This window comes from Bacillus sp. 491mf, from assembly GCF_900112415.1.
Lineage (GTDB): Bacteria > Bacillota > Bacilli > Bacillales > Bacillaceae_G > Bacillus_A.
The window spans coordinates 123,616-146,342 of the sequence record NZ_FOLV01000008.1 but is presented as its reverse complement, the minus strand read 5'-3'; the positions used below and the strand labels follow the sequence as shown (position 1 = coordinate 146,342).

General features: G+C 34.9%; 17 protein-coding genes, 2 pseudogenes and 3 other annotated features. Of the genes and pseudogenes, 15 read left to right on the top strand and 4 right to left on the bottom strand.

The window, feature by feature from the left end; all coding sequences use genetic code 11:
- Window positions 1-7: 7 nt before the first annotated feature.
- Window positions 8-562: a helix-turn-helix domain-containing protein gene (locus tag BM211_RS10680; protein WP_035432364.1), complete on the bottom strand. Its 555-nt coding sequence runs from the start codon at window positions 560-562 to the stop codon at window positions 8-10.
- A 159-nt stretch (window positions 563-721) separates the two neighbouring features.
- Here BM211_RS10680 and BM211_RS10675 point away from each other — a divergent pair, with 159 nt between their 5' ends.
- The 4 genes from BM211_RS10675 to BM211_RS10660 all read left to right on the top strand — a co-directional run bounded on the left by BM211_RS10675 (window position 722) and on the right by BM211_RS10660 (window position 5,549).
- Entirely contained in the window at window positions 722-2,053 is a 1,332-nt protein-coding gene (locus BM211_RS10675) for a D-serine ammonia-lyase (protein ID WP_090996972.1), read from the top strand.
- A 241-nt stretch (window positions 2,054-2,294) separates the two neighbouring features.
- Window positions 2,295-3,323, top strand: a complete 1,029-nt coding sequence (locus BM211_RS10670; protein WP_090996969.1) for a DUF2332 domain-containing protein — start codon at window positions 2,295-2,297, stop codon at window positions 3,321-3,323.
- A gap of 161 nt (window positions 3,324-3,484) precedes the next feature.
- Window positions 3,485-4,420, top strand: coding sequence for an aminoglycoside phosphotransferase family protein (locus BM211_RS10665; RefSeq protein ID WP_090996967.1), 936 nt, complete (start codon window positions 3,485-3,487; stop codon window positions 4,418-4,420).
- Window positions 4,421-4,832: 412 nt separating this feature from the next.
- Window positions 4,833-5,549, top strand: a complete 717-nt coding sequence (locus tag BM211_RS10660) for a YoaK family protein (RefSeq protein ID WP_035432355.1) — start codon at window positions 4,833-4,835, stop codon at window positions 5,547-5,549.
- A gap of 170 nt (window positions 5,550-5,719) precedes the next feature.
- Here the strand turns inward: BM211_RS10660 and BM211_RS10655 are convergent, their stop codons facing one another.
- Entirely contained in the window at window positions 5,720-6,169 is a 450-nt protein-coding gene (locus BM211_RS10655) for a YndM family protein (RefSeq protein WP_035432404.1), read from the bottom strand.
- Between the two features lie 236 nt (window positions 6,170-6,405).
- Here BM211_RS10655 and BM211_RS10650 point away from each other — a divergent pair, with 236 nt between their 5' ends.
- From BM211_RS10650 to BM211_RS10610, 9 genes and pseudogenes are all read left to right on the top strand, one after another.
- Complete coding sequence (locus BM211_RS10650) at window positions 6,406-9,918, top strand: DUF4020 domain-containing protein (protein ID WP_090996964.1); 3,513 nt, start codon at window positions 6,406-6,408, stop codon at window positions 9,916-9,918.
- Window positions 9,919-10,016: 98 nt separating this feature from the next.
- Window positions 10,017-10,249, top strand: a binding site (T-box leader).
- Between the two features lie 56 nt (window positions 10,250-10,305).
- Window positions 10,306-10,540, top strand: a binding site (T-box leader).
- A 144-nt stretch (window positions 10,541-10,684) separates the two neighbouring features.
- Entirely contained in the window at window positions 10,685-11,761 is a 1,077-nt protein-coding gene (locus BM211_RS10645; protein ID WP_035432350.1) for a bifunctional 3-deoxy-7-phosphoheptulonate synthase/chorismate mutase, read from the top strand.
- 7 nt (window positions 11,762-11,768) lie between these two features.
- Window positions 11,769-12,002, top strand: a binding site (T-box leader).
- 52 nt (window positions 12,003-12,054) lie between these two features.
- Window positions 12,055-13,227: a chorismate synthase gene (gene aroC / locus BM211_RS10640; protein ID WP_090996959.1), complete on the top strand. Its 1,173-nt coding sequence runs from the start codon at window positions 12,055-12,057 to the stop codon at window positions 13,225-13,227.
- Between the two features lie 14 nt (window positions 13,228-13,241).
- On the top strand, window positions 13,242-14,336 hold the full coding sequence (gene hisC, locus BM211_RS10635; RefSeq protein ID WP_035432346.1) for a histidinol-phosphate transaminase: 1,095 nt from the start codon (window positions 13,242-13,244) through the stop codon (window positions 14,334-14,336).
- A complete protein-coding gene (locus BM211_RS10630) occupies window positions 14,329-15,429 on the top strand; it encodes a prephenate dehydrogenase (RefSeq protein WP_035432343.1) in 1,101 nt (366 codons plus the stop codon). The genes hisC and BM211_RS10630 overlap by 8 nt, the downstream gene beginning before the upstream one ends.
- A gap of 17 nt (window positions 15,430-15,446) precedes the next feature.
- Window positions 15,447-16,739, top strand: coding sequence for a 3-phosphoshikimate 1-carboxyvinyltransferase (gene aroA, locus BM211_RS10625; RefSeq protein ID WP_090996956.1), 1,293 nt, complete (start codon window positions 15,447-15,449; stop codon window positions 16,737-16,739).
- Between the two features lie 106 nt (window positions 16,740-16,845).
- Window positions 16,846-18,018 (top strand): GNAT family N-acetyltransferase, encoded by a 1,173-nt coding sequence (gene eis / locus BM211_RS10620; protein ID WP_090996954.1) that lies wholly within the window; start codon window positions 16,846-16,848, stop codon window positions 18,016-18,018.
- Between the two features lie 148 nt (window positions 18,019-18,166).
- Window positions 18,167-18,496: pseudogene (locus tag BM211_RS10615) on the top strand (GNAT family N-acetyltransferase); the annotation flags it as partial.
- Between the two features lie 195 nt (window positions 18,497-18,691).
- Window positions 18,692-19,141, top strand: coding sequence for an Imm6 family immunity protein (locus BM211_RS10610; protein ID WP_090996948.1), 450 nt, complete (start codon window positions 18,692-18,694; stop codon window positions 19,139-19,141).
- A 50-nt stretch (window positions 19,142-19,191) separates the two neighbouring features.
- Here BM211_RS10610 and BM211_RS26430 read toward each other — a convergent pair.
- A pseudogene (locus BM211_RS26430) lies at window positions 19,192-19,329 on the bottom strand (IS3 family transposase); the annotation flags it as partial.
- Between the two features lie 109 nt (window positions 19,330-19,438).
- The gene (locus BM211_RS10605) at window positions 19,439-19,792 is read right to left on the bottom strand and encodes a nitrous oxide-stimulated promoter family protein (RefSeq protein WP_256217067.1); all 354 of its coding nucleotides are present in this window, start codon (window positions 19,790-19,792) and stop codon (window positions 19,439-19,441) included.
- Window positions 19,793-20,383: 591 nt separating this feature from the next.
- On the opposite strand from BM211_RS10605, the gene BM211_RS10600 reads away from it, so the two are divergent.
- Window positions 20,384-21,592, top strand: a complete 1,209-nt coding sequence (locus tag BM211_RS10600; RefSeq protein WP_035432333.1) for an MFS transporter — start codon at window positions 20,384-20,386, stop codon at window positions 21,590-21,592.
- 106 nt (window positions 21,593-21,698) lie between these two features.
- Window positions 21,699-22,541 carry a glucose 1-dehydrogenase gene (locus tag BM211_RS10595; protein ID WP_090996945.1) on the top strand — a complete coding sequence of 281 codons (843 nt, stop codon included), beginning with the start codon at window positions 21,699-21,701 and terminating at the stop codon, window positions 22,539-22,541.
- Window positions 22,542-22,727 lie beyond the last annotated feature (186 nt).

Below are 22,727 nucleotides of genomic sequence, written 5' to 3'. Positions count from 1 at the left end.
TAAATACTTAAAAAGTAGGAGGAGTAATTGCAAAAATGACTACCGCTTTCTTTTTATAGGGATTTTCCCATTTATGTTTCATATAAGATGGGATTTTTACACTATCTCCTTTGTATAAAGTTACTGTCTCTTGATTTAATTGTAGTGTCACAGTTCCCTCTAAAACAAATGCGATTTCTTCACCTTTATGCTCGATTGGTTCTTCAGAAGAAGAGGATTGCGGCAATAAAGTCATCAGAGCAAGTTCGAGGGCTCCGCTTAAATCGGGAGATAGTAACTCATATGATAAGCTTTCACTTTCGGGAAAGGTAATTTTTTTTCGCTGGTCAGCTCTTACAACTAAGCTTTGAGCATTCGTTTCTTCCAAAAAGAAATTAAACATAGGAATATTTAAAGCGTTAGATATTAATTTAAGAGTCTGCAGAGATGGGTTTGCTGATCCCTTTTCAATTTGGCTTAACATAGAAGGAGTGACATTGGCGAGTGTCGCTAGTTCCCGACTACTTAAGCCTTGTGCTTTTCGGTATTCTGCTATTTTTTGTCCTACATTTATATCATTCATTTTTATGCTCCTTTTACTAATTGAAATTAAATCTAATTAAAATTTATTAATATATATTTAATTCATTTCGTTTTTGTGTTAAATTTATTTTAATTATAATAAATAAAGTTAAATTTTAAAATGATAACATGGTAGGAATTAAGAAGGGAGAATATACGAATGAAGAAGTATGACAGTACAACTATACAAACGTTAAAAGAAAAGCACCCTTTATTAAATAAACTGGTTTTGACAGAGGAAGTATTTTGGGTGAATCCGAATAAAGAAGAGTTTGAAACAGGAATGAAAAAAGCTTCTCTTACGAAAGACGATGTAAAAGATGCGGAGGAAAGATTAAAACGTTTTGCGCCGTATATTGCGAAAGCTTTTCCTGAAACAAAAGATACAGGTGGAATCATTGAATCACCTTTAGTCGCAACTCCTTCTATGAAACAACATTTAGAACAAGAATATAATCAGCATATCGCAGGTAATGTATTACTAAAATGTGATAGCCATTTGCCGATATCAGGATCTATTAAAGCAAGAGGCGGGATTTATGAAGTTCTAAAACATGCAGAAGACTTAGCTTTGGAGCAGCATTTATTACATAAACAAGATGATTATTCCATTTTAGATAGTGATGCATTCCGCGCGTTCTTTTCGCAATATTCAATCGCGGTAGGTTCAACGGGAAATTTAGGACTTAGTATCGGTATTATGAGTGCTAAACTCGGATTTAATGTGACGGTTCATATGTCTGCTGATGCAAAACAGTGGAAAAAAGATTTACTACGCAGTAAAAATGTTACAGTTATCGAATATGCAGCGGACTATAGTAAGGCAGTAGAGGAAGGAAGAAGGCAAGCAGAAGCGGATCCTATGTGTTATTTCGTTGATGATGAGAATTCAAAAAATCTATTCCTTGGATATGCTGTAGCTGCTTCTCGTTTACAAAAGCAATTGCAAGATCAAAACGTTATTGTTGATGCAGATCATCCGTTATTTGTTTATTTACCATGTGGTGTCGGCGGCGGCCCTGGCGGAGTAGCATTCGGTTTAAAATTATTGTTTGGTGATCATGTACATTGCTTCTTTGCGGAACCAACTCATTCTCCTTGTATGTTAATTGGTTTGCTGACAGGTCTTCATGATAAAATTTCTGTCCAAGACTTTGGCATTGATAATGTGACGGAAGCTGACGGTCTTGCGGTAGGAAGAGCATCAGGATTTGTAGGGAAAGTGATGGAACCGTTATTAAGCGGCTGTTACACAGTTAGTGACCAAGAGTTATATAGACTACTAAAGGCTTTGGCTGATACAGAAGGAATAAAATTAGAGCCGTCAGCATTGGCAAGTGTATACGGACCAGTTCAACTCTTTAAAGGGCAGCAATATATGCAAGAAAATCACCTGCAAGAGAAAATGAAACAAGCAACTCATATTATGTGGGCAACAGGTGGGGGAATGGTTCCACCTCACATTATGGAAGAATATTATCAAAAAGGATAAACAATCTTTTTCTAATATATATGTAAGAGTACATCGCTTATCTAAAGTGGTGTACTTTTTGTTTTTTATAAGTTTCTTTTGAATTTCTTTTGAATTTCTTTTGAATTTCTTTTGAATTTCTTTTGAATTTCTTTTGAATTTCATATATTTCTATAACAAGAATAATTTACCATAACGTCGATTTCAGTTATAATTGAATTGTTTTTAAAATTAGAAAAATTCCCACTAATGAAGGAGGATTATTTTGAATACTACCCAATTATCTGAACGATTTAAAAATTTCGCCAAACTGGAATGCAATGGCTCAAGTGAATTATATGAGTATTTATCCACCGAAATTTCTGAAGATGATGAATTATTAGAGCTATGCATGAATTTTCGAGAGGGTCAACCAGTTCCTAATTTACTTTTAGGTGCTGTTCATTATCTTTTGTTAAAAGGGGAAGATCATGTTTTAAAAGAGTATTATCCGAGTATTACGAAGAATCCAAGGGAAGTAGAAGATTCTTTTGTTCATTTTAAAGATTTTTGCCAAGTGTATAAAGACGAAATTATTTCTCTTCTAAAGAGTAAGTTAGTACAGACTAATGAAGTAAGGCGCTGCGCATATCTATATCCAATATTTTGTTATATTTATAGCGTTGTCAAGAAACCATTATCACTAATAGAAATTGGAACAAGTGCTGGTCTTCAATTGTTGTGGGACAAGTATAGTTACTCATATGGAACAAACGAGGGTTATGGAGATAAAAACTCACATGTTCATATAACGTCTGAAATAAAAGGAAATAGTGTACCACAATTCCTATTAACTAGTCCTCCAGTAGCTTCAAAAGTAGGTTTAGACTTGCATATTAGCGATTTAAATAATTTTGAAGATTATTTGTGGTTAAAAGCGCTTATTTGGCCTGAACATGAAGAAAGGTTGGCACTTTTTGAAAAGGCAGCTACATGTTTAATTGAAAATCCAGTAAAGCTTATAGAAGGCGATGGAGTGGCATTGCTTTCAGAAGTTGCAGAAAACCTTCCGGAGGATACTGCAATTTGTATTTTTCATACACACGTTGCAAATCAAATACCAGAAGACTCTAAGTATGAACTGCTAGACAAAATAAAAATGATCGGAAGGAAACGAGACGTTTTCCATCTTTACAACAATATGTGGGATCGAAAGCTACACCTTGATTATTATCTTGATGGTGTTGAATACCATCAAACAATTGGAGAGACGGATGGACATGGTAGATGGTTTGAGTGGAATTTGAAGTAGATATGGCGCAGAACATTGTTATTATATTCAGGAAGAATTAAGTAAGGCAGGAATAGACGTGATTTTTCCGATTGATGTAAAGAATCGATAATTACTATAACTATTGTAATGTAATGAAAGAATTAAAAAGGCATTTGAAAAATCCATAATGGAGGTAAACGATGGAGAATATTCCTCAAATTCTTCAAGAAAAAATTGATTTCTTACATTGTACTAATAGAATTGAAAGGTTATCTAAAGGATATTCTCCAGATGAAAAATATGTAGTCTATTCTGATGAAAAAAAATTCTTACTAAGAATAGGAAGTTTAGAAGGGTATGGGAGAAAAAAGACGGAGTTTCAAATATTACAAAGAATGCAAGAATATCATGTTAAATCCCCTAAGCCCATAGAAATCGGAATTTTAGAAGAAATGAATTTTTGCTACACAATTTATTCTTTTATTGAGGGCGTTGATGTGAAGGAGGCATTAACCGTTCTTACTGATCAAGAGCAATACAAAATTGGTACTGAAGCAGGAGGACAGCTATTTAAAATGCATTTGCTTGAGGCCCCTGTTAATATCAAATCTTGGTATGAACAGGCAATGCAAAAGCATTATCGATACCTTGATGCATATAAGGAAAGTGGAATAAAGATTGAAAATGATCAAAAGGTTATTAATTTTATAGAAAAAAATAAGTATGTATTAAAAGGACGTCCGAACCGATTTCAGCATGATGATTTTCATTTGCAAAATATTATTGTAGACAATAATAGGTATGCTGGGGTAATTGATTTCAATAATTTTGATTGGGGAGACCCAATTCATGATTTTGTAAAAGTATCTTTATTTCAAAGAAATGAGAGCATTCCATTTTCAATAGGGCAAATTCAAGGATATTTTAAACATAATGTTCCTGAAGATTTTTGGATGCTTTATTCTATTTACGCGGGAATGGTTATCTTTTCATCAGTAGTCTGGTCATTACGTTTTGCGCCGCACCAATTAGATGAAATGATAGGAAGGCTACATAATATACTGGAGGATCATAAAGGTTTTGAAATGAAAAGACCGTTATGGTACGAACCACATATGTTGTTTTGTGAAAAGTGATAAATGAAGTGTATTGAAAAAGGGAATTGGAATTTTTGCTAATTAGGTTGATTATATTTTAATAGAAATTGGATTAACAACAGGAGAGATAAGTTTTTGCTATCGCTCCTTTTTTGTTATTTTGGTGAAATTTCTTTTTGATGCATTTGAGATAGACTAATTTTCCGTTAAATAAATACACGATTAGAAAGGGGAAATCTATAAATGTGAATGAAATTAAACTACAGTCCGTTCAATAATTGTATTGATTGTAGTTAAAAAACTTGGTATGTTATTATATCATATTAGGAAAAAGTAAAAGGAAGCGACATCAAGATAGAAATTACGAATATCTTGTGAATCGTATCAAAATAATGTTTTTATTTGTATAAATGGATAATATATGCAATATAATGTACAAGGAGATAATATTATGAAAGACAAACTTGGTACAATCCCCTCATTATCTTCAAACTCTGTTTATTTAGGTATTTTGTTAGCTGTAGTTGGAGGCTTTTTAGATGCTTATACTTTCATCAGTAGGGACGGAGTATTCGCTAATGCACAAACAGGGAATGTAGTATTACTCGCTATAAGAGCAGCTAATGGAGAATGGTATAATGCTTTGCTATATATCCCGCCTATTTTAGCTTTTATGTTAGGGGTTTTAATATCAGAAGTAGTAAAGGTTCCTCATATAAGACATGCATTGCATAGTTATAGACGCTCTATTCTTATTTTAGAATGTATTGTTTTGATCATTGTAGGGTTCTTGCCAAAAAGTATTCCTAACATAGTAGTAACCGTATGCATTTCATTTGTATCATCTTTACAAATTTCTACTTTTAATAAGCTTGACAAGTGGGTTTACAATTCAACAATGACAACAGGGAATCTTCGAACTGTTACGCAGGCAGCATATTTAGCATTTATAGAACATAATCAGGAAGAGAAAATACGATTTAAAGAATTTCTTGTTATTATTTTTTCTTTTATACTTGGTACACTGTTAGGCACATTTACTACCACTCATTTAGGGTACAGAGCTATTTGGATTGCTTCAGGAATTTTAGTAATTGCTTTGATTTTGTATCATAAAGATAGAGGGTATTGGAGAAAATCTCAAATATTGAAACGAAAAGTCGGATAATACTACCTCACCATAACACGTTCTTCATAAAAGACATGTGAAGTGGATTGTAGTTTGAAACAATAATGAACTCAATTTGACAAAAAATCCTGAGAAAGAGTAATTCTCAGGATTTTTCTATTCGATTACGAATGTAGTATGATTTCACTCAAATATTTAAAGTTGTTACATCATTTCCGTTTTTTCGCATCAGTAACATCTTGCTCTTCTGCAAACTCTGTTCCATAAGCTAATGATCTATTGAAAGTAAGGGGTTTTCTTTCTGCTGTTTGATAATTAGCAATGCGATTCATTAAATAGCGGTGAACAAAAATTTCTGCTCCTGTAACGATAATTGCTGATAAAATACTTCCCCAAGCAATTTGCATATAATTTCCTAAAAGTACGCTTCCAAAAATCCATACACTCATATAAGTAAAAAGAAAATCAACTACGAGTGCAGCGGTATTTCCCTCTCGCGGTAAAATAATTTGATCTCCTAGCATATATGAAGCGATTGTAACAAATAAACTAAAAGAAAAGATGTCCACAATTGTTGCATCAAAGAATAAATCCAAACCAATCGCAAAAGCAATCATACAGGATATAAATTTGATTAGCAAAACCGTAATATGATTCATCATTTGAACCTCTCTTTTTCTATTTAGTTTGAATGAAAAAGGGAACTTTATACATGGGAATTTAAAATTATAACATGCAAGGTGTTTTCTAAAAAGACGGAAGATAACTACCTGATTATAAATCAAATGCATTTAATATTTATTCAGATTCCACTTATCTGAATGTTTGAAAAATAAACAAAAAATGTTATATTTAGAAAGAGAAAATTAACATTTTTAGGTAAGGGGGGATCAGGGTGTGGATTACTTCAGAAGTAGAAATTCCAGATGAACTATTTGATAAACTCGAACAAGGGAAACTGGTTTTATTTGTTGGAGCTGGAGTATCTATGAAAGGCAATTCAAACTTACCAAATTTTGATGATTTAGTGGATGATATTGCGAGCGCTCTATATGTAGACAAACGTGAGGAAAATGAACCGCACGATTATTATCTTGGGAAAATTGCAAAAACGAAAGATGTTCATCAGATTGCGAAGAATCTTGTCCATGTAGCATATTCAATGCCAAATCCATTACATTATTCTATTTTGCAATTATTTGCAAATGATGAGAATGTTCGAATTGTTACTACAAATTTCGATCAGCATTTTACAACGGTACTTGAGGGATCAAGACGTAAAGTAAATATATACTATGCTCCGGCACTTCCAACGGGAAGAACGTTTAAAGGATTGGCATATATTCATGGTAATGTGGAACAAGAAGAAGAGAATTTAATTTTGACAGATGGCGATTTTGGAAGGGCTTACTTAACAGAAGGATGGGCAAGACGATTTTTGGTTGATTTATTTTCTAATTATACAGTTTTGTTTATTGGATATAGTCATAATGACCCTGTTATGAAATATTTAGCAACTGGATTACCACCAAGTACGAGGCGGTATGCGTTTGTTGCGGGGGGAGATAATACATATCACTGGGAGCATTTAGGGATTAAGCCCATTGTCTATCCAAATAAGGCGCAAAATCATCAATCATTAGCAAAAGCAGTGCAGCGGTGGGCAGAGTTAATGGGAGATAATTATATTACAAAAAGAACACGAATTCGTGATATTGTAACTGTTCCTCCATCTTTAGAGCAGGAACAACTGTCTTATATTAAACAATCTGTAAAAAAAATTGAGACACTTCGTTATTTTGTAGAATTTGCAAGAGACTACGAATGGGTGGAATGGTTAGAAAAAGAAGGACAACTGCGGAATTTATTTTCACAGGAAGCTGAGACTTCTGAGAAAGATCAGTTGCTTGCACAGTGGATTGTTGATCATTTTTTAGTAAGCCACCAAAATGAATTATTTCAGTTGATGTATAAAAATAATACAGAAATATCTACTTTGTTATGGAATACGATATGTAACTTTTTAGTAGATACGGAACAGCCCATAGATATCGTTTCGTTTGCGCAGTGGCTTTTATTATTGTTAGAAAAGGCGAAAAGAAATGAATTTTTCATTGAAAGTCTGCCTTCGTTGCTTAACAAATGTACGTATCCGGAACATAAAGAAATTATGGTTCTTTTACTTACTTGTATATTAGATGGAAAACTAAAATTGAAGCGACTTCGGCAATGGGAACATGAGATGCAAGATGTGATAGAGTTAGCGGAAACAAACCATCTATCAGCTACAAGCTTTTTAAGGCTGCAGCACATATGGGAAGTGAAATTGAAGCCACATCTTTCTTATTTTTCGATTCCAATATTACAGATTGGATTAGAAAAACTACAGAGATTAACGCTAAAACAACAGGCCCTTGAGATCCATGATTCAGTTAGTGATTCACGAAGTGCAATTGAACCACATGAGCAAGATAGCCAACCACGTGAATTTTCGTTTTTAATTAATATAGTTAGAGATTGTATGGACTATGTTTGTGTCCATTATGAGGATAAAGCAAACTTTTATATTTCTTTTATGATGGAATTTGGGAATACATTGCAAAAGCGAATTGCAGTACACAGTATGAACCATACTGTTTTTCGAACGCAAAATGAAAAAATAGAATGGTTGTTACAGTGTCAACTGCTTATCGAAGATACTTGTAAGCATGAAGTCTTTCAACTGTTAAAGAATCATTATGAACATGCAGCTGAACATACGAAACAAAAAGTACTGACAGCCATAGTGAAACAGTTTGAAGAAAAGACGTGCTATGTGGCTTGTAACTTAATTGACTGGCTTTATTTGTGCGTACCAAATCATGAATCTACGAAGCAAACATATGAATCCATGAAACTGAAATTCCCTCATTTTTTATCAAGGCAGTTTCCAGATTTACAAGAGGAGCGGACATTACAACCAATCACATGCAATTTAACAATAGATGGTTTATTGCATATGACAGAAGTAGAAATGGTAAGGCAAGTTATTCAATATTCACAGGAAGGATTGGTAGAGAAGCATCATTTTTTAGAAATGCTTTCAAAGGCTTGTAAAACAAATGTACAATGGAGTATTTCGCTTGCGTATCAATTAGTTGGATATAAAGAAGTGAGTAAAGAAGTATGGTTTGTATTAATTAGAGAGTGGCGCAATAATCGACAATTAACAGATAAGAATATACAAGAGATTTTACCAATGTTGCATCAATTTGTAAGGCATACGACTTATCATTGGCTCATAAGTAGTTTTCTATATGAAAAAAGCAATCAGTTAGCAGAATTTCAAGAAGATACAATTCGCGCAGTAAAACAACTTGCATTTTCGTTATTTCCTCATGTTATGAAAGGAGGGCAAGGGAAAGATAAAGAGCAAACAGATTACTATAATGAGGCAGTTCAACATCCGGTAGGGAAAATAACAGCAACTTTATTAAAGCTTCTTGCATATGAACATTTATATGATCGAAATATCCATGCGTATTTGTATGTATTTGAAGAGCAGATGCGGAAAAAATCATACTATGTCAATATTATGATTGCGAGGCTTACAGCTGATTTAACATTTCTCTTTCATATCGAGAAGCATTGGTGTAGAAAACATTTAATTCCTTACTTAGATTTGCAGAAAAACAAAGAGGAAACAAAGTATGCATGGGCCGGATTTGTAAATACGCAAATTAATTTACCTTTATTCATACAAACAAAGAAATATATTGCTTTTGCTGTACGGCATTTTCATTTGTTGAATGCACAAACACAAGAAGTCTTTAGGAAATGGCTAAGTCTCATTTTTCTAAAGTGTATTTTATATTGGGATGAACAAATAGATTGGTTGTACGCTCTTTTTATACAGGGAGAAGAGATGGAGAAAGTAAAGTTTATAGAAAATGTATCGTATTATGTAAAAACTTTAAGCTTAAAAGAGCAACAAAAATTTTGGGAAGATTGGCTTGCAGGTTTTTTAGTTGAACGTCCTAAGATGAGTATAATATCTAAGAAAGAATATATCATCTTTTTGCGTTTTGTGTTATATATGGATGTTATTGCTGAAAAAGGAATTGAAACTGTTTTATCGTATTTTTCTATATCTTCATTGCAAGAAGAAAAACAAGCATTGAAGTATTTATTAAAACAGCTTCTGGAAAAAAGCGAGTTGATCCAGCAATGTCCGAAAGTGTATGCAACATTATTTTTTGTTTTATTAACAAAGATAAATGATGCAGAGTATATTGAAAATGAAGTGATTCATCTTCGGCAATTGTTTGATGAGATGAAGCTTGAAAATACGTTACTTGAGGGGATTCGAAATGAGATGATGCGCATTGGAATGATGAATCAACATGCAAATGATTCACATTTGTTATGATGAATCATACGATGCAAAGAAAAAAATATAAAAAATAATGAAAAAGTGTTGACATATTTTGAAATGACACTTTATAATACAATTCATAATTAATAAAAAACAACGCATTGAAGGGAACAGAGTAGTGTTTATCCCCCTGTAATAGAGAGCTGATGGTTGGTGAAAATCAGTACAGAGGTAAACATGAATTACAGTCCTGGAGCATCTTTTTCGTAGTAAAGGCAGAAGTCTTTATGAAGGGAAAGACGGTCAAAATGATCGTTAACAATGAAGAGAGGTAGACAAAAGTGTCTACAATTAGGGTGGTACCGCGATAATAATCGTCCCTACTGATTGGATCAGTAGGGGATTTTTTGTATATATGCGGACCTAAATGAAAATAAAATAATTAGCGCGATGATAGGAAAGAGAGTAGTGGTTGTTTCCCTGTTACAGAGAGCTGGTGGTTGGTGCGAACCAGTACATAAACAAGCATGAATTACAGTCCTGGAGCATCTTTTTCGTAGTAAGGGCAAAAAGTCTTTATGAAGGAAAAGACGGTCAAAATGATCGTTAACAATAAAGAGAGGTAGACAAAAGTGTCTACAACTAGGGTGGTACCGCGATAATGATCGTCCCTACTGATTTGAATCAGTAGGGATTTTTTTATATATTTCATCATAAGAAATCGTTACCAACCTTGTTTTGTTATAAGAATAAGATTCGGAAAATAGGGAATTTTCAATCCCTCAATATAATTTCCAAAAGATAAAAGGAGGAATTTTTAATGGGAAATCATGAATTAGAGAAATTACGTAAACAGGTGGATGAGATTAACTTACAACTTCTAGACTTATTAAATGAGCGTGCAAGGATTGTGAAAGAAATCGGACAGCAAAAGAAATTGCATGGTACGAAACGCTTTGATCCTGTTCGCGAGCGTGAAGTACTTGATATGATTGCAGAGAACAATGAAGGACCATTTGAAACATCCACAATACAACATATTTTCAAAACAATTTTTAAAGCAAGTTTAGAACTGCAAGAAGACGATAATCGTAAGGCATTATTAGTTTCACGTAAAAAGAAACAAGAAAATACGGTTGTTGATGTAAAAGGTGAATTATTAGGAAGCGGCGTACAAACGTTTATTATGGGGCCATGCGCAGTTGAAAGTCTAGAGCAAGTTCGCCAAGTTGCTGAGGCGATGAAAAAACAAGGAATCAAATTAATGCGCGGCGGTGCGTTCAAACCGAGAACATCTCCGTATGATTTCCAAGGATTAGGAGTAGAAGGGCTGAAAATTTTACGCCAAGTAGCAGACGAATTTGATTTAGCGATTATTAGTGAAATATTAAATCCAAATGATGTTGAATTGGCACTTGATTACGTTGATGTCATTCAAGTAGGCGCTCGAAATATGCAAAACTTTGATTTGTTAAGAGCAGTTGGGAAAGTGAATAAACCAGTATTACTAAAACGCGGTTTAGCAGCGACAATTGATGAATTTGTGAATGCAGCAGAATACATTATTGCACAAGGAAATGACCAAATCATTTTATGTGAACGCGGCATTCGCACATATGAAAGAGCTACGCGTAATACACTTGATATTTCCGCAGTGCCAATTTTAAAGAAAGAAACACATTTACCGGTTGTTGTAGATGTAACGCATTCAACAGGACGAAAAGATTTACTTTTACCAACTGCGAAAGCAGCACTCGCAATCGGTGCAGATGCTGTTATGGCTGAAGTACATCCAGACCCAGCGGTTGCTTTATCAGATTCCGCACAGCAAATGGATATTCCGCAGTTCCATGCCTTCATGGAAGAGTTAAAAGGATTTAAAAATAAGCTATCATAATGAAATAACTATTGCGTTGATAGGGAAGCAGTAGCATGTATCTTCTTGTTTCAGAGAGCTGATGGTTGGTGGAAATCAGTACAAAGATATGTGTGAATTACACCCCTGGAGCATCTTTTTCGTAGTAAAGACGAAAGTTTTTATGAAGAGAAAGACGGTCAAAATGATCGTTAACAATAAAGAGAGGTAGACATATTTGTCTATAAATTAGGGTGGTACCGCGACTATCACTGCCCCTACTGAACGGAATCAGTAGGGGCTTTTTTTTACAAAATTGTAAAGGGGAAATAGAAATGAGATATATAACAGCTGGAGAATCACATGGTCCGCAGTTGACAGTTATTTTAGAAGGTGTTCCTGCAGGTCTTTCATTACATGCAGAAGATATAAATAAAGAGCTATTAAGACGCCAAAAGGGATATGGACGCGGGAGGCGTATGCAAATTGAAACAGATACTGTGGAAATTGTAAGCGGCGTACGACATGGCTATACCCTTGGTTCACCGATTACATTGGTTGTGAAAAATGATGATTTCAAACATTGGACAAAAGTCATGGGGGCACAGCCGATTTCTGAGCAAGAAAGTAAAGAAATGAAACGAACAATTACAAAACCACGTCCAGGGCATGCTGATTTAAACGGAGCAATTAAGTATGGTCATCGTGATATACGCAATGTATTAGAACGTTCTTCTGCAAGGGAGACAACTGTAAGAGTAGCCGCAGGAGCTGTTGCGAAAAAGATTTTAACAGAGTTAGGAGTAAATGTTGCAGGGTATGTCCTTGAAATTGGTGGTGTAAAAGCGAAGCAAGTTCTTGATAAATCATTAGAAGAGATGCAGCTGATTTCAGAATGTTCGCCTGTTCGCTGCTTAGATCAAGAAGCCGAGCAAGCAATGATGGAAGCAATTGATGCAGCGAAAAGTAGCGGAGATTCTATTGGTGGCATCGTTGAAGTGGTTGCGGAAGGAATGCCAATTGGTGTTGGCAGTTACGTTCATTATGACCGAAAATTAGATGCAAAGTTAGCAGCAGCTGTCATGAGTGTTAATGCATTTAAAGGCGCTGAAATCGGCATTGGTTTTGAAGCAGCTAGGCAACCAGGAAGTGCTGTACATGATGAAATTTTGTGGGATGAAGAAACGGGTTACACACGAAAAACGAATAACGCTGGTGGATTAGAAGGCGGAATGACAACAGGAATGCCGATTGTTATTAGAGGTGTTATGAAACCAATCCCTACATTATATAAACCACTTGCAAGTGTAGATATTGATACGAAGGAAGTGTTTCAAGCAAGTATTGAACGTTCTGATAGCTGTGCAGTACCAGCGGCAAGTGTAGTGGCAGAATCTGTTGTCGCTTGGGAACTCGCAACTGCGTTAGTAGAACAATTTGGGCAAGATCGTATGGAGCTTATTAAGCAAAATGTTGCTCAGCATAAAAAGTACGCGAATGAATTTTAAAAAGGAGGGTTTTTATGAAAGCAAAAGAGCAATTACAGGAGTTGCATCCATATACACCAGGTAAATCAGCAAAACAAATGCAAGCAGATTATGGTGTCCAGTCATTTGTCAAATTAGCTTCAAATGAAAATCCGTTTGGCTGTTCACCTCGTGTAATGGAAGGATTACGAAAAGAGTGGAATGAACATGCTTTATACCCGGACGGGGGATCGGTAGAACTTCGTGAAATGATTGCTGAGAAATTGCATGTTAAAACAGAGGAAGTTTTATGTGGAAGCGGTCTTGATGAAGTCATTCAAATTATTAGTCGCACAATGCTTTGCCAAGCTGATAATATTGTGACCGCCGGGGAAACATTTCCGCAATACCGTCATCACGCAGTAATTGAAGGGTGTGAGGTGAAGGAAGTTCCGCTTCAAAACGGGGTCTATAATTTAGATGAAATTGCGGCAGTCATGAATGAAAAAACAAAAATAGTTTGGATTTGTAATCCGAATAATCCAACAGGCACATATGTGAATGACCGAAAATTAAGTGAATTTATGAAGCAAGTTCAAAACGAAACAGTAGTTGTAATTGATGAAGCGTATTATGAATATGTCACAGCAAGTGACTTTCCAAATACTATCCCATTATTGAAAGAGCATGAGAACCTTTTGATCTTAAGAACATTTTCAAAGGCATACGGATTAGCGGCATTTCGAGTTGGTTATGCAATTGGAAATGAATCAATTATTGAGAAATTAAATGTTGTTCGTCTTCCGTTTAACGTGTCATCACTTGCGCAAAAAGCTGCAATACTTGCGTGGAATGATGAATCATTTTTACAAAGAACAATTCATGCAAACCGAGAAGGCTTGCAGCGATATGAACGCTTTTGTAAAGAAAATGAGGTTCCATTTTATTCATCTGAAACGAACTTTATCTTTATGCCGTTAGACAATGCACAGGAAATATACGAATTGTGTGCGCACGCTGGATATATCGTTCGTCCATTTTTAAATGGCGTTCGCATCACAATTGGTACAAGTGAACAAAATGAAGGGGTGATTACAGTGTTAACACAACACTTTAATAATAGTAGGTCTCGAGATGAGGCGCATGTGTAAAAAAGTCGTATTAATTGGGACAGGGTTAATTGGTGGTTCACTTGCTTTAGCAATAAAGCGAGAACACAATGTAATGATTACTGGTTATGACATTCAAAGTGAGCAAGTGGAACGTGCGAAACGATTGAATGTAATTGATGAGGCAGGAGTGAACTTGCAGACAATATGTGAAGAAGCACATTTGATCATTTTTGCATCTCCTGTTGAAGAAACAACTAAGCTAATAAAACAACTTGCTTCGTATCAATTACGTGAAGATGTCATCGTGACGGATGTTGGAAGTACAAAAGGAACAATTATGAAAGAAGCGGAAATATTGCTGCCAGGCGGTGTTACGTTTATTGGCGGACATCCGATGGCGGGATCTCATAAAACGGGAGTAGAAAGTGCAAAAGCGCATTTATTTGAAAATGCATATTACATTTTAACACCGATGCGTAATGTCCAGACAGAGAAGGTTGAACAATTAAAAGATTGGTTAAAAGGAACGCGTTCGCATTTTCTTGTGTTAAATACAGAGGAACATGATTATGTAACAGGTGTTGTTAGTCATTTTCCCCATTTAATTGCGGCAGGGTTAGTGAAGCAAGTGGAGAAGCATGCCGGAGAAAATCCGTTAATTCATATGTTAGCAGCTGGTGGTTTTAAAGACATTACCCGTATTGCTTCTAGTAGCCCCAAAATGTGGAGCGATATTGTAAGACAAAACCGTTCTCACTTATTGCAACTATTAGAGGAATGGATTACAGACATGAAGCAATTGCAGCATACAGTGGCAGAAGGGGATGGCGAAGTATTACACAATTACTTCGCAAAGGCGAAAGAATATCGTGATTCTATGCCTGTTCGCAAAAGTGGGGCGATTCCCGCTTATCATGATTTATACGTAGATGTTTTAGATAAAGTTGGTGCATTAGCACATATTACAAGCATACTTGCAAGGCACGAGATTAGTATTACAAACCTGCAAATACTAGAAGCACGTGAAGGATTACTTGGGGTGTTGCGTATTAGTTTTCAAACAGAAGAAGATCGGATGAAAGCAACGGAGTCTTTACAGGATGAACAGTATCAAACATTTGAAAATATATAAAGGAAGGTGTTATATATATGAAAATTGTCCAGCCAGCTAGAGAAGGGTTGCGAGGAACGATTGTTATTCCAGGCGATAAATCAATTTCACATCGTTCTGTCATATTTGGCGCAATCGCTCATGGAAAAACAACGATTAAGGGCTTTTTGCCAGGAGCAGACTGTTTAAGCACGATCTCTTGTTTTCGTGAGATGGGGGTATCGATCACGCAAAATGGAGATGAAGTAGAAGTGATTGGAAAAGGAATGGAAGGTTTACAAGAAGCGGAGAATGTACTGGATGTTGGGAATTCTGGTACGACGATTCGTTTATTACTTGGCATATTAGCGAATATAAACCTTCACTTATGCTTACAAGGTGACCATTCTATCGGAAAACGACCGATGAAACGTGTTACTAAACCGCTTAGTCTAATGGGTGCAACAATTGATGGACGAGCAGACGGTACATATACACCTTTAACGATACGAGGAGGTAATCTTCAAGCAATCGATTATCTTTCGCCTGTTGCAAGTGCACAGGTGAAATCTGCTATTTTATTAGCAGGTCTAAGAGCAAAAGGTGTAACAAGTGTTACAGAACCTCATATATCAAGGGATCATACAGAACGAATGCTTCAAGCGTTTGGCGTCCAAGTGAAGAGAGATGGAACAAAAGTTTCAATAGAAGGCGGACAACAGCTAACAGGAACGAACATTCATGTACCGGGAGATATTTCATCGGCTGCGTTTTTCTTAGTAGGCGGAGCGATTACTCCAAATAGTAAACTTACATTACAAAACGTTGGAATCAATCCAACAAGAACGGGAATTATCGATGTTCTTATAAAAATGGGTGCAAAATTAACAATTGAACAATATGATAGAGATGCTGCGGAACCAGCTGCTAATCTTACAATTGAAACATCAAGGTTAAAAGGAATTGAGATTGGCGGCGATATGATTCCGAGATTAATTGATGAAATTCCAATTATCGCTCTTGCAGCAACGCAAGCAGATGGGATAACGATTATTAAAGATGCCCATGAGCTAAAGGTAAAGGAAACGAATCGAATTGATACAGTTGTAGAAGAACTAACAAAACTAGGGGCACGTATAGAAGCGACGGATGATGGGATGATTATTTATGGGAAAACACTACTGAAGGGGAATACTGTAAATAGTCATGGAGATCATCGAATTGGAATGATGCTTGCAATAGCTGGTTGTATTGCTGAGGGAGAGACATTGATTCAAGATGCGGAAGCAGTTGGCGTATCATATCCAAGGTTTTTTGAAGAGATTGAGAAATTGAGGTTAGAAACCCGATAGATTGCATAAAATCTATCGGGTTTTTTTGTGTGAATTTTGTATTTTTTGATTATTGTGTTATATTTTAATGTGCAGTTACGAAAGGCGCTAGAGGGGGAATGGGAGCATGGAAGTAATTCAATTAGTAGAAGAACAATACCGGGAAGCAATTCGACTATCTGAATATGCCTTTCAATATAAAGTAGCAGAAGATCAAATTGAAAATCGTCTTCAGCTTATGAAAAAATATCACCAAATTTTTGGGATATTAGAAGAAAAAGAACTTGCCGCAAAATTACACCTAATCCCGTTTGAAATATTTTTAGGTGAAGAAAAGTTCAAAATGGGCGGGATTGCAGGCGTGGCTACATACCCAGAATTTAGACGAAACGGTTATGTGAAAAAATTATTAACATATGTTTTAGAAACGATGAAACAAGACGGTTATAGCGTTTCCATGCTACATCCATTTTCTGTTTCTTTTTACAGGAAGTATGGATGGGAGCTGTTTGCGAATCGCCTTGTATGTTCATTAACAAAAGCAGATTTAATTATGAAAGAACACGTATCAGGAAGCATGAAACGATGTAAGAAGGACTCTCATTTGAAAGAGATTGAAATCGTATATGAGCAATTTGCAAAGAAATATTCTGGTATGTTAGTTCGAACTCGGGATATTTGGTTAAATTTTGTCTATGGTGATCTAAATGCAGCCGTTTATTATAATGAAGCAAATGAGCCGATGGGGTATATTTTGTATAAAGTAGAAAGCTCTAAGATGAAAGTAGAAGAATTTGTGCCATTAAACAGCGAAGCTAGAACTGGTTTATGGAATTTCATTTGCCAACATGATTCAATGATTCAAGAACTTGAGATGATTGTTCATGAAAAAGAACCATTGTTATTTTCACTACAAGAGCCGCGCATTAAAGCGGAAATAAAACCGTACTTTATGGTTAGAATCGTTGATGTTGAACGTTTTATTAAGCAATATCCATTTGCTTGGGAGAATAACGAAGAAGAGGTTATTTTACATATTTCTGATTCATTTGCACATTGGAATAATCAAACGGTAGTTTTACGAGAGAAAGAAGCAGTAATCGTAAATGAAGAGGATGCTTCAGTGTTTAAGGGGAAGGGAATACATGTAAACATCAATGCTCTGTCTACAGCACTGTTCGGTTATAAAAGCCCATGGGAATTATATCAAATTGGTAACATTTCAGGAACGGAAAAAGACATAAAACAATTTGAAAAATTGATTCCTTCCCAGCAACCATTTATTTATGATTTCTTTTAATTATTTATTGGGAAAGAACATAAAAAAAGCGCTATTTGAAAGTAGCGCTTTTTATGTTCATTAAAATGGCTCTATTCGTAAGAGTGTTACATTTAAAATAAACGAGGGGTAATCATTCAATGATTTTGAAAAGGAATGTCAATCTTTTTTAGAGAATGCCCTTAATAGTGATCAATGGTATATTTGGGTTGCGGAGGAAAATGGAAAAATTGTATCACACATATATATAACATTAATACAAAAAGTACCCCGCCCTGGTAGAATAACACATCCATTTGCTTATATGACAAACGTATTTACTATTAAAGAATATAGAAATAAAGGTATTGAAAGTAAGCTCCTTACAACAATAAATGAGTGGACGAAAGAAAATAGCTACGAATTTATCATTGTGTGGCCAAGTGATGATAGCATTAATTATTATAAGAAAAATGGGTACATCCATTGTACAGAACCTATGGAATATTTTCCTTCTTAAAGTAAAAAGGTGTATAAGTTCAAGAACAGAGTAAAAGTTAAATAACTATATTTTAAGTCCATCCTAAATTTAGAACGGGGTTATGCTTGGTTGAATTTTTAAAATAAAGGCTCTGTTAAGGGTGAATGTTGATATTCAAAACCTACCTGAAATATTATTAAACACATCATAAATAGAGAGAGGTGGAATAACAATATGAAATTAGTGGAGCAATATGATACGTTATTAACTAATGCAGAAAGTCTCTTACATGCCTATGAGGATATTGTAAAGAATAAAGAGTTGTACAAAGAAGGACAACGGGTAATTGGTATATGTAAAGAATGGATAACAAATAATGAAATTACTGCTGATGATATATACGAAACTGTGGATTCACAGGATGGATACGATATAGTTGAATTTGGTTACTTGAAGGGTATAACAGAGGAAGAATCGTATATGTGGGCATTATTAACGAATATAGTGTGTGTATTATGTAGTATCGCCTATCAAATGGAAAATCAAAAATATGTACCACAGGCTATCGAGTGCATTATAAAGGAGAAAATAGAACGATTTGTAATATTTATTAATCAAAATATGGATGCGCATGAGGATATTAAAGAGTGCCTGAAGTATTTTAATGAAAACTTATGTTATTAATGCAGAATATAGTATACTATCAACATTGTTCTTTAACAAAGCCAAAGTTAAATTAATTTCTTATCACTTTTTACTTCAAGTAATTCACGAATTTCTCGTAATGCTCTTCCTTCCTCTAACCGAAGACGAATTGTTTCTTGTTTTAATTCTTCTGTATATGTTTGAAATGTTTGTCCTTTTTTCGCCATAAAAAATCCCCTTTAGGTAAAACAGTACTGAGTCCATCATACCAGATTGACTCTTTTTTTACTGTCTACCTAAAGGGGATCATACCAGTTAGACAACCCGTTTTTTCTTTTAGCTTTTTTTTCTTTTCGGTAAGTCAGGAGCCTTCTTCATTGTGTCAACAACATGCATGACCGCGAAATATGGATGTTTTAAAATCATTTTCGGTCCGCTCTTTTTCATAACATCCTTAACGAAATCTTTCATATCTGGTTTATAACAATGAATTTTGCAATTTTGACATGCTGGCTTCTTCTCTTGAAATGGACATTTTGATAAACGAAAATAAGCATATTCTTTTAACTTATGACATTCTTCACATATAGTATCTTGTTCATGTTCGTTTTTACAATACATATCAATCATAATGCTAATTGTTTTTTCTTCACGTTCAATTCGATTCATGACTAGTGCCTCCCGTTCCAAAGTCTCTCTGCTTTGATTGTAAGACTTTTTTAGAGGGTTTACATGAATATTTATTGACAGTTTTTCTAATGTTTATCTCTTTCCTACGAATTATTAATGGAGAATGTTCTTACCAATCATAACCAACAGCAAAAGTGAATGCATTAAGACATAAATACACATCTTTCTTTTTCTTACGAGCTTCGGATGCTTAAACCACTGGAACGATAAGCGTCCACTCGATTCTTCCACGCTATTGATTGATCTATTTTAGCTATAAAAAATCTCCTTTCCGTCTTGTACGTAAGGAGATTATGACATGGAACTGATTCAATTGGTAGGTGGGAACACTTTAACGCTTACTTTAGTTATGGCTAATATGTATATACCTATATTTATTAAGGAGTTTTACAATTTAGGTCTTTAAGAAGTGATATCAAATCTAGAATAGCCATTCAATTGTTTATCATTCATTTCTGAAAAGTGTTATGTATAAATCAAATAGCTTAGACTTTTGAATATTTGTATCAAACATCAAAAGTCTATTTATTTTTAATAATATTTATTTTATAATAATTTCAATTAAAATATATTTCTTATCTGGAGGTGAATATGAAAAATTATAGATTTTATTCGTTCTGGATCGCTCAAACAACCATCTCATTAGCTGATGTCGTATATATTATGGTCATTACAACTTTTATTTATCAGAAAACGGAATCCGTATTATTTGCTTCTTTATTTCCCTTTTTGAAGGCTCTTACAAGATTACTAGCTGGTTTGTCAGCACCGCTCATTCTACAAAATATTTCTACGTCAAAAGCACTTGTAAATTTGCAAATAACGAAGGGTATCTTGATTACTTTATTATTATTAGGGTTTACATTCTTAACTTCTCATACTTATATTTTATTCACTTACATAATGATACTTTCTTTTGTTGAAGGATGGGGGAATCCCTTGTTGAACTCTATCGTTCCCCAAATCGTTTTAAAAGAAGAACTTGTAAAAGTTAATAGCTTGTTTTCGATTTCCAATCAAGCGGTACAAATTGGTGGCTATACGCTGACAGGATTTTTTGTCGTAAAAATAGGATATACTCCTACTTTACTAATAACGACTATCTTGTTATGGATTTCTATCGTTTGTTTATACATAGCCATTCGCTCTCTGTACAATGAGATAAGAGAAAATGAAGGGGCATCTAAATGGACACTTATGAAGGAAGGTTGGATTCATATTTGGAGTAACTCAACCTTACGATTAGTTACATTAATGGATGTAATCGAAGGAATTGCAGGTCAAATTTGGGTTGGGGCGATTACATTGGTTTATGTAAAAGAAATACTCCACAAAGGAGAACAATGGTGGGGCTATATAAATGCTAGTTATTATATCGGTACAATTGCAGGAGGACTTATAACGATATACCTAGCGAAAAAGATTCAAAAAAATCTTATAATCAGTATGGCAGCTGGCTCTTTTTTATTCAGCGTTCTTACTTTATTATATGGGCTGAGTAGTATACCTGTCTTATCACTGATACTCTGCATTGCGATGGGACCAGCATATCAAATACGGGATGTAGCACAGCAAACTGCATTTCAAACAAACATAGATGTGCCATTACTTCCGAAAGTATATGCTTCTCGCGACGTTCTATTGTCAACGGTTTCGAGTATTTCTATTTTTATAGTCGGAGTTATAGCTGAATATTTAGGTATTAGAATGGTGTATATATTTGGCGCTGTACTTATCTGTATCTCGGCAGGATTGTCTTTTGTTTTATTTCAAGCAAAAAATACGGATTTACAATGTTAAAAATCCTAATTTACGCCCTCACTTCCTCTATTTAATTTTTTAAAAAGGATATATTTCCCTGAATATCAAAATAAATTATAGAAAAATGCCGAGAGGGGTGTATGTCATGGGTTTTCCGCCTCAACAACAAAGTAAACCTGGCATTGAATCATTAATGATCCCCAGACCTATATTTGATAACCCAAATTACAAACCAGCCGGTAAGCTTATAAATAAGGTAGCGCTTATAACTGGTGGGGATAGCGGAATTGGAAGAGCTGTCGCTGTAGCCTTCGCGAAAGAGGGTGCGGACATTGTAATTTCATACCTAAATGAACACAGCGATGCAAAAGAAACAGAGTTCTATGTCAAAAAGTATGGTCGTAGTTGTATTAGCATTCCAGGTGATATTGGGTATGAGCAGCATTGCCAACAAGTTGTAATGCGAACGATTCAGCAATTTGGTCGTATTGATATTTTGGTTAATAATGCTGGTGTACTATACATAAGGAATAGTCTACTTGATGTAGATTCAAATCAACAGGCAAGCACCTTTCACACAAATGTTTTTTCACAGTTTATTTTAACGAAAGCTGCTTTACCGTACATGAATTCAGGGAGCTCCATAATAAATACAACATCTCTTAGTGCCTATGATGGAGATCAAGATGCAATTGACTACGCAGCATCTAAAGGAGCCGTTGTTTCATTTACACGTTCTTTGTCATTGTCACTGGCTTCGCAAGGGATTCGAGTTAATGGTGTTGCCCCAGGACCAATTTGGACTCCATTAATTCCATCTTCCTTACCCCCAGAATGGCTTGCCACATTTGGAGACCATGTACCTATGAAGCGAGCTGGCCAACCGTTTGAAGTAGCACCCGCTTATGTATTCTTGGCATCTGATGATGCATCTTACATATCAGGACAAATTCTGCACGTGAATGGTGGAGAAATTGTAAACAGTTAAATACTTACAAAGCTAATAGAGCCATTTTATATTTCATAAATGACTCCATAATAGTATAAAGATCCGGGATTTTTTTATAGAGTATCGGAATTTTAGATTGTCTATGGAAGAATTAAATGTTCTTGAAGACTTGGTAGTAGCTGAGGGGTTCTGTTGAAAAGTTCGTTAAAGAATAGATCAATTCAG

Coding starts and splice junctions, on each gene's coding strand:
- BM211_RS10680 (WP_035432364.1), bottom strand. CDS start 562: ATGAATGATATAAATGTAGGACAAAAAATAGCAGAATACCGAAAAGCA.
- BM211_RS10675 (WP_090996972.1), top strand. CDS start 722: ATGAAGAAGTATGACAGTACAACTATACAAACGTTAAAAGAAAAGCAC.
- BM211_RS10665 (WP_090996967.1), top strand. CDS start 3,485: ATGGAGAATATTCCTCAAATTCTTCAAGAAAAAATTGATTTCTTACAT.
- BM211_RS10660 (WP_035432355.1), top strand. CDS start 4,833: ATGAAAGACAAACTTGGTACAATCCCCTCATTATCTTCAAACTCTGTT.
- BM211_RS10655 (WP_035432404.1), bottom strand. CDS start 6,169: ATGAATCATATTACGGTTTTGCTAATCAAATTTATATCCTGTATGATT.
- BM211_RS10645 (WP_035432350.1), top strand. CDS start 10,685: ATGGGAAATCATGAATTAGAGAAATTACGTAAACAGGTGGATGAGATT.
- aroC (WP_090996959.1), top strand. CDS start 12,055: ATGAGATATATAACAGCTGGAGAATCACATGGTCCGCAGTTGACAGTT.
- hisC (WP_035432346.1), top strand. CDS start 13,242: ATGAAAGCAAAAGAGCAATTACAGGAGTTGCATCCATATACACCAGGT.
- BM211_RS10630 (WP_035432343.1), top strand. CDS start 14,329: ATGTGTAAAAAAGTCGTATTAATTGGGACAGGGTTAATTGGTGGTTCA.
- aroA (WP_090996956.1), top strand. CDS start 15,447: ATGAAAATTGTCCAGCCAGCTAGAGAAGGGTTGCGAGGAACGATTGTT.
- eis (WP_090996954.1), top strand. CDS start 16,846: ATGGAAGTAATTCAATTAGTAGAAGAACAATACCGGGAAGCAATTCGA.
- BM211_RS10610 (WP_090996948.1), top strand. CDS start 18,692: ATGAAATTAGTGGAGCAATATGATACGTTATTAACTAATGCAGAAAGT.
- BM211_RS10600 (WP_035432333.1), top strand. CDS start 20,384: ATGAAAAATTATAGATTTTATTCGTTCTGGATCGCTCAAACAACCATC.
- BM211_RS10595 (WP_090996945.1), top strand. CDS start 21,699: ATGGGTTTTCCGCCTCAACAACAAAGTAAACCTGGCATTGAATCATTA.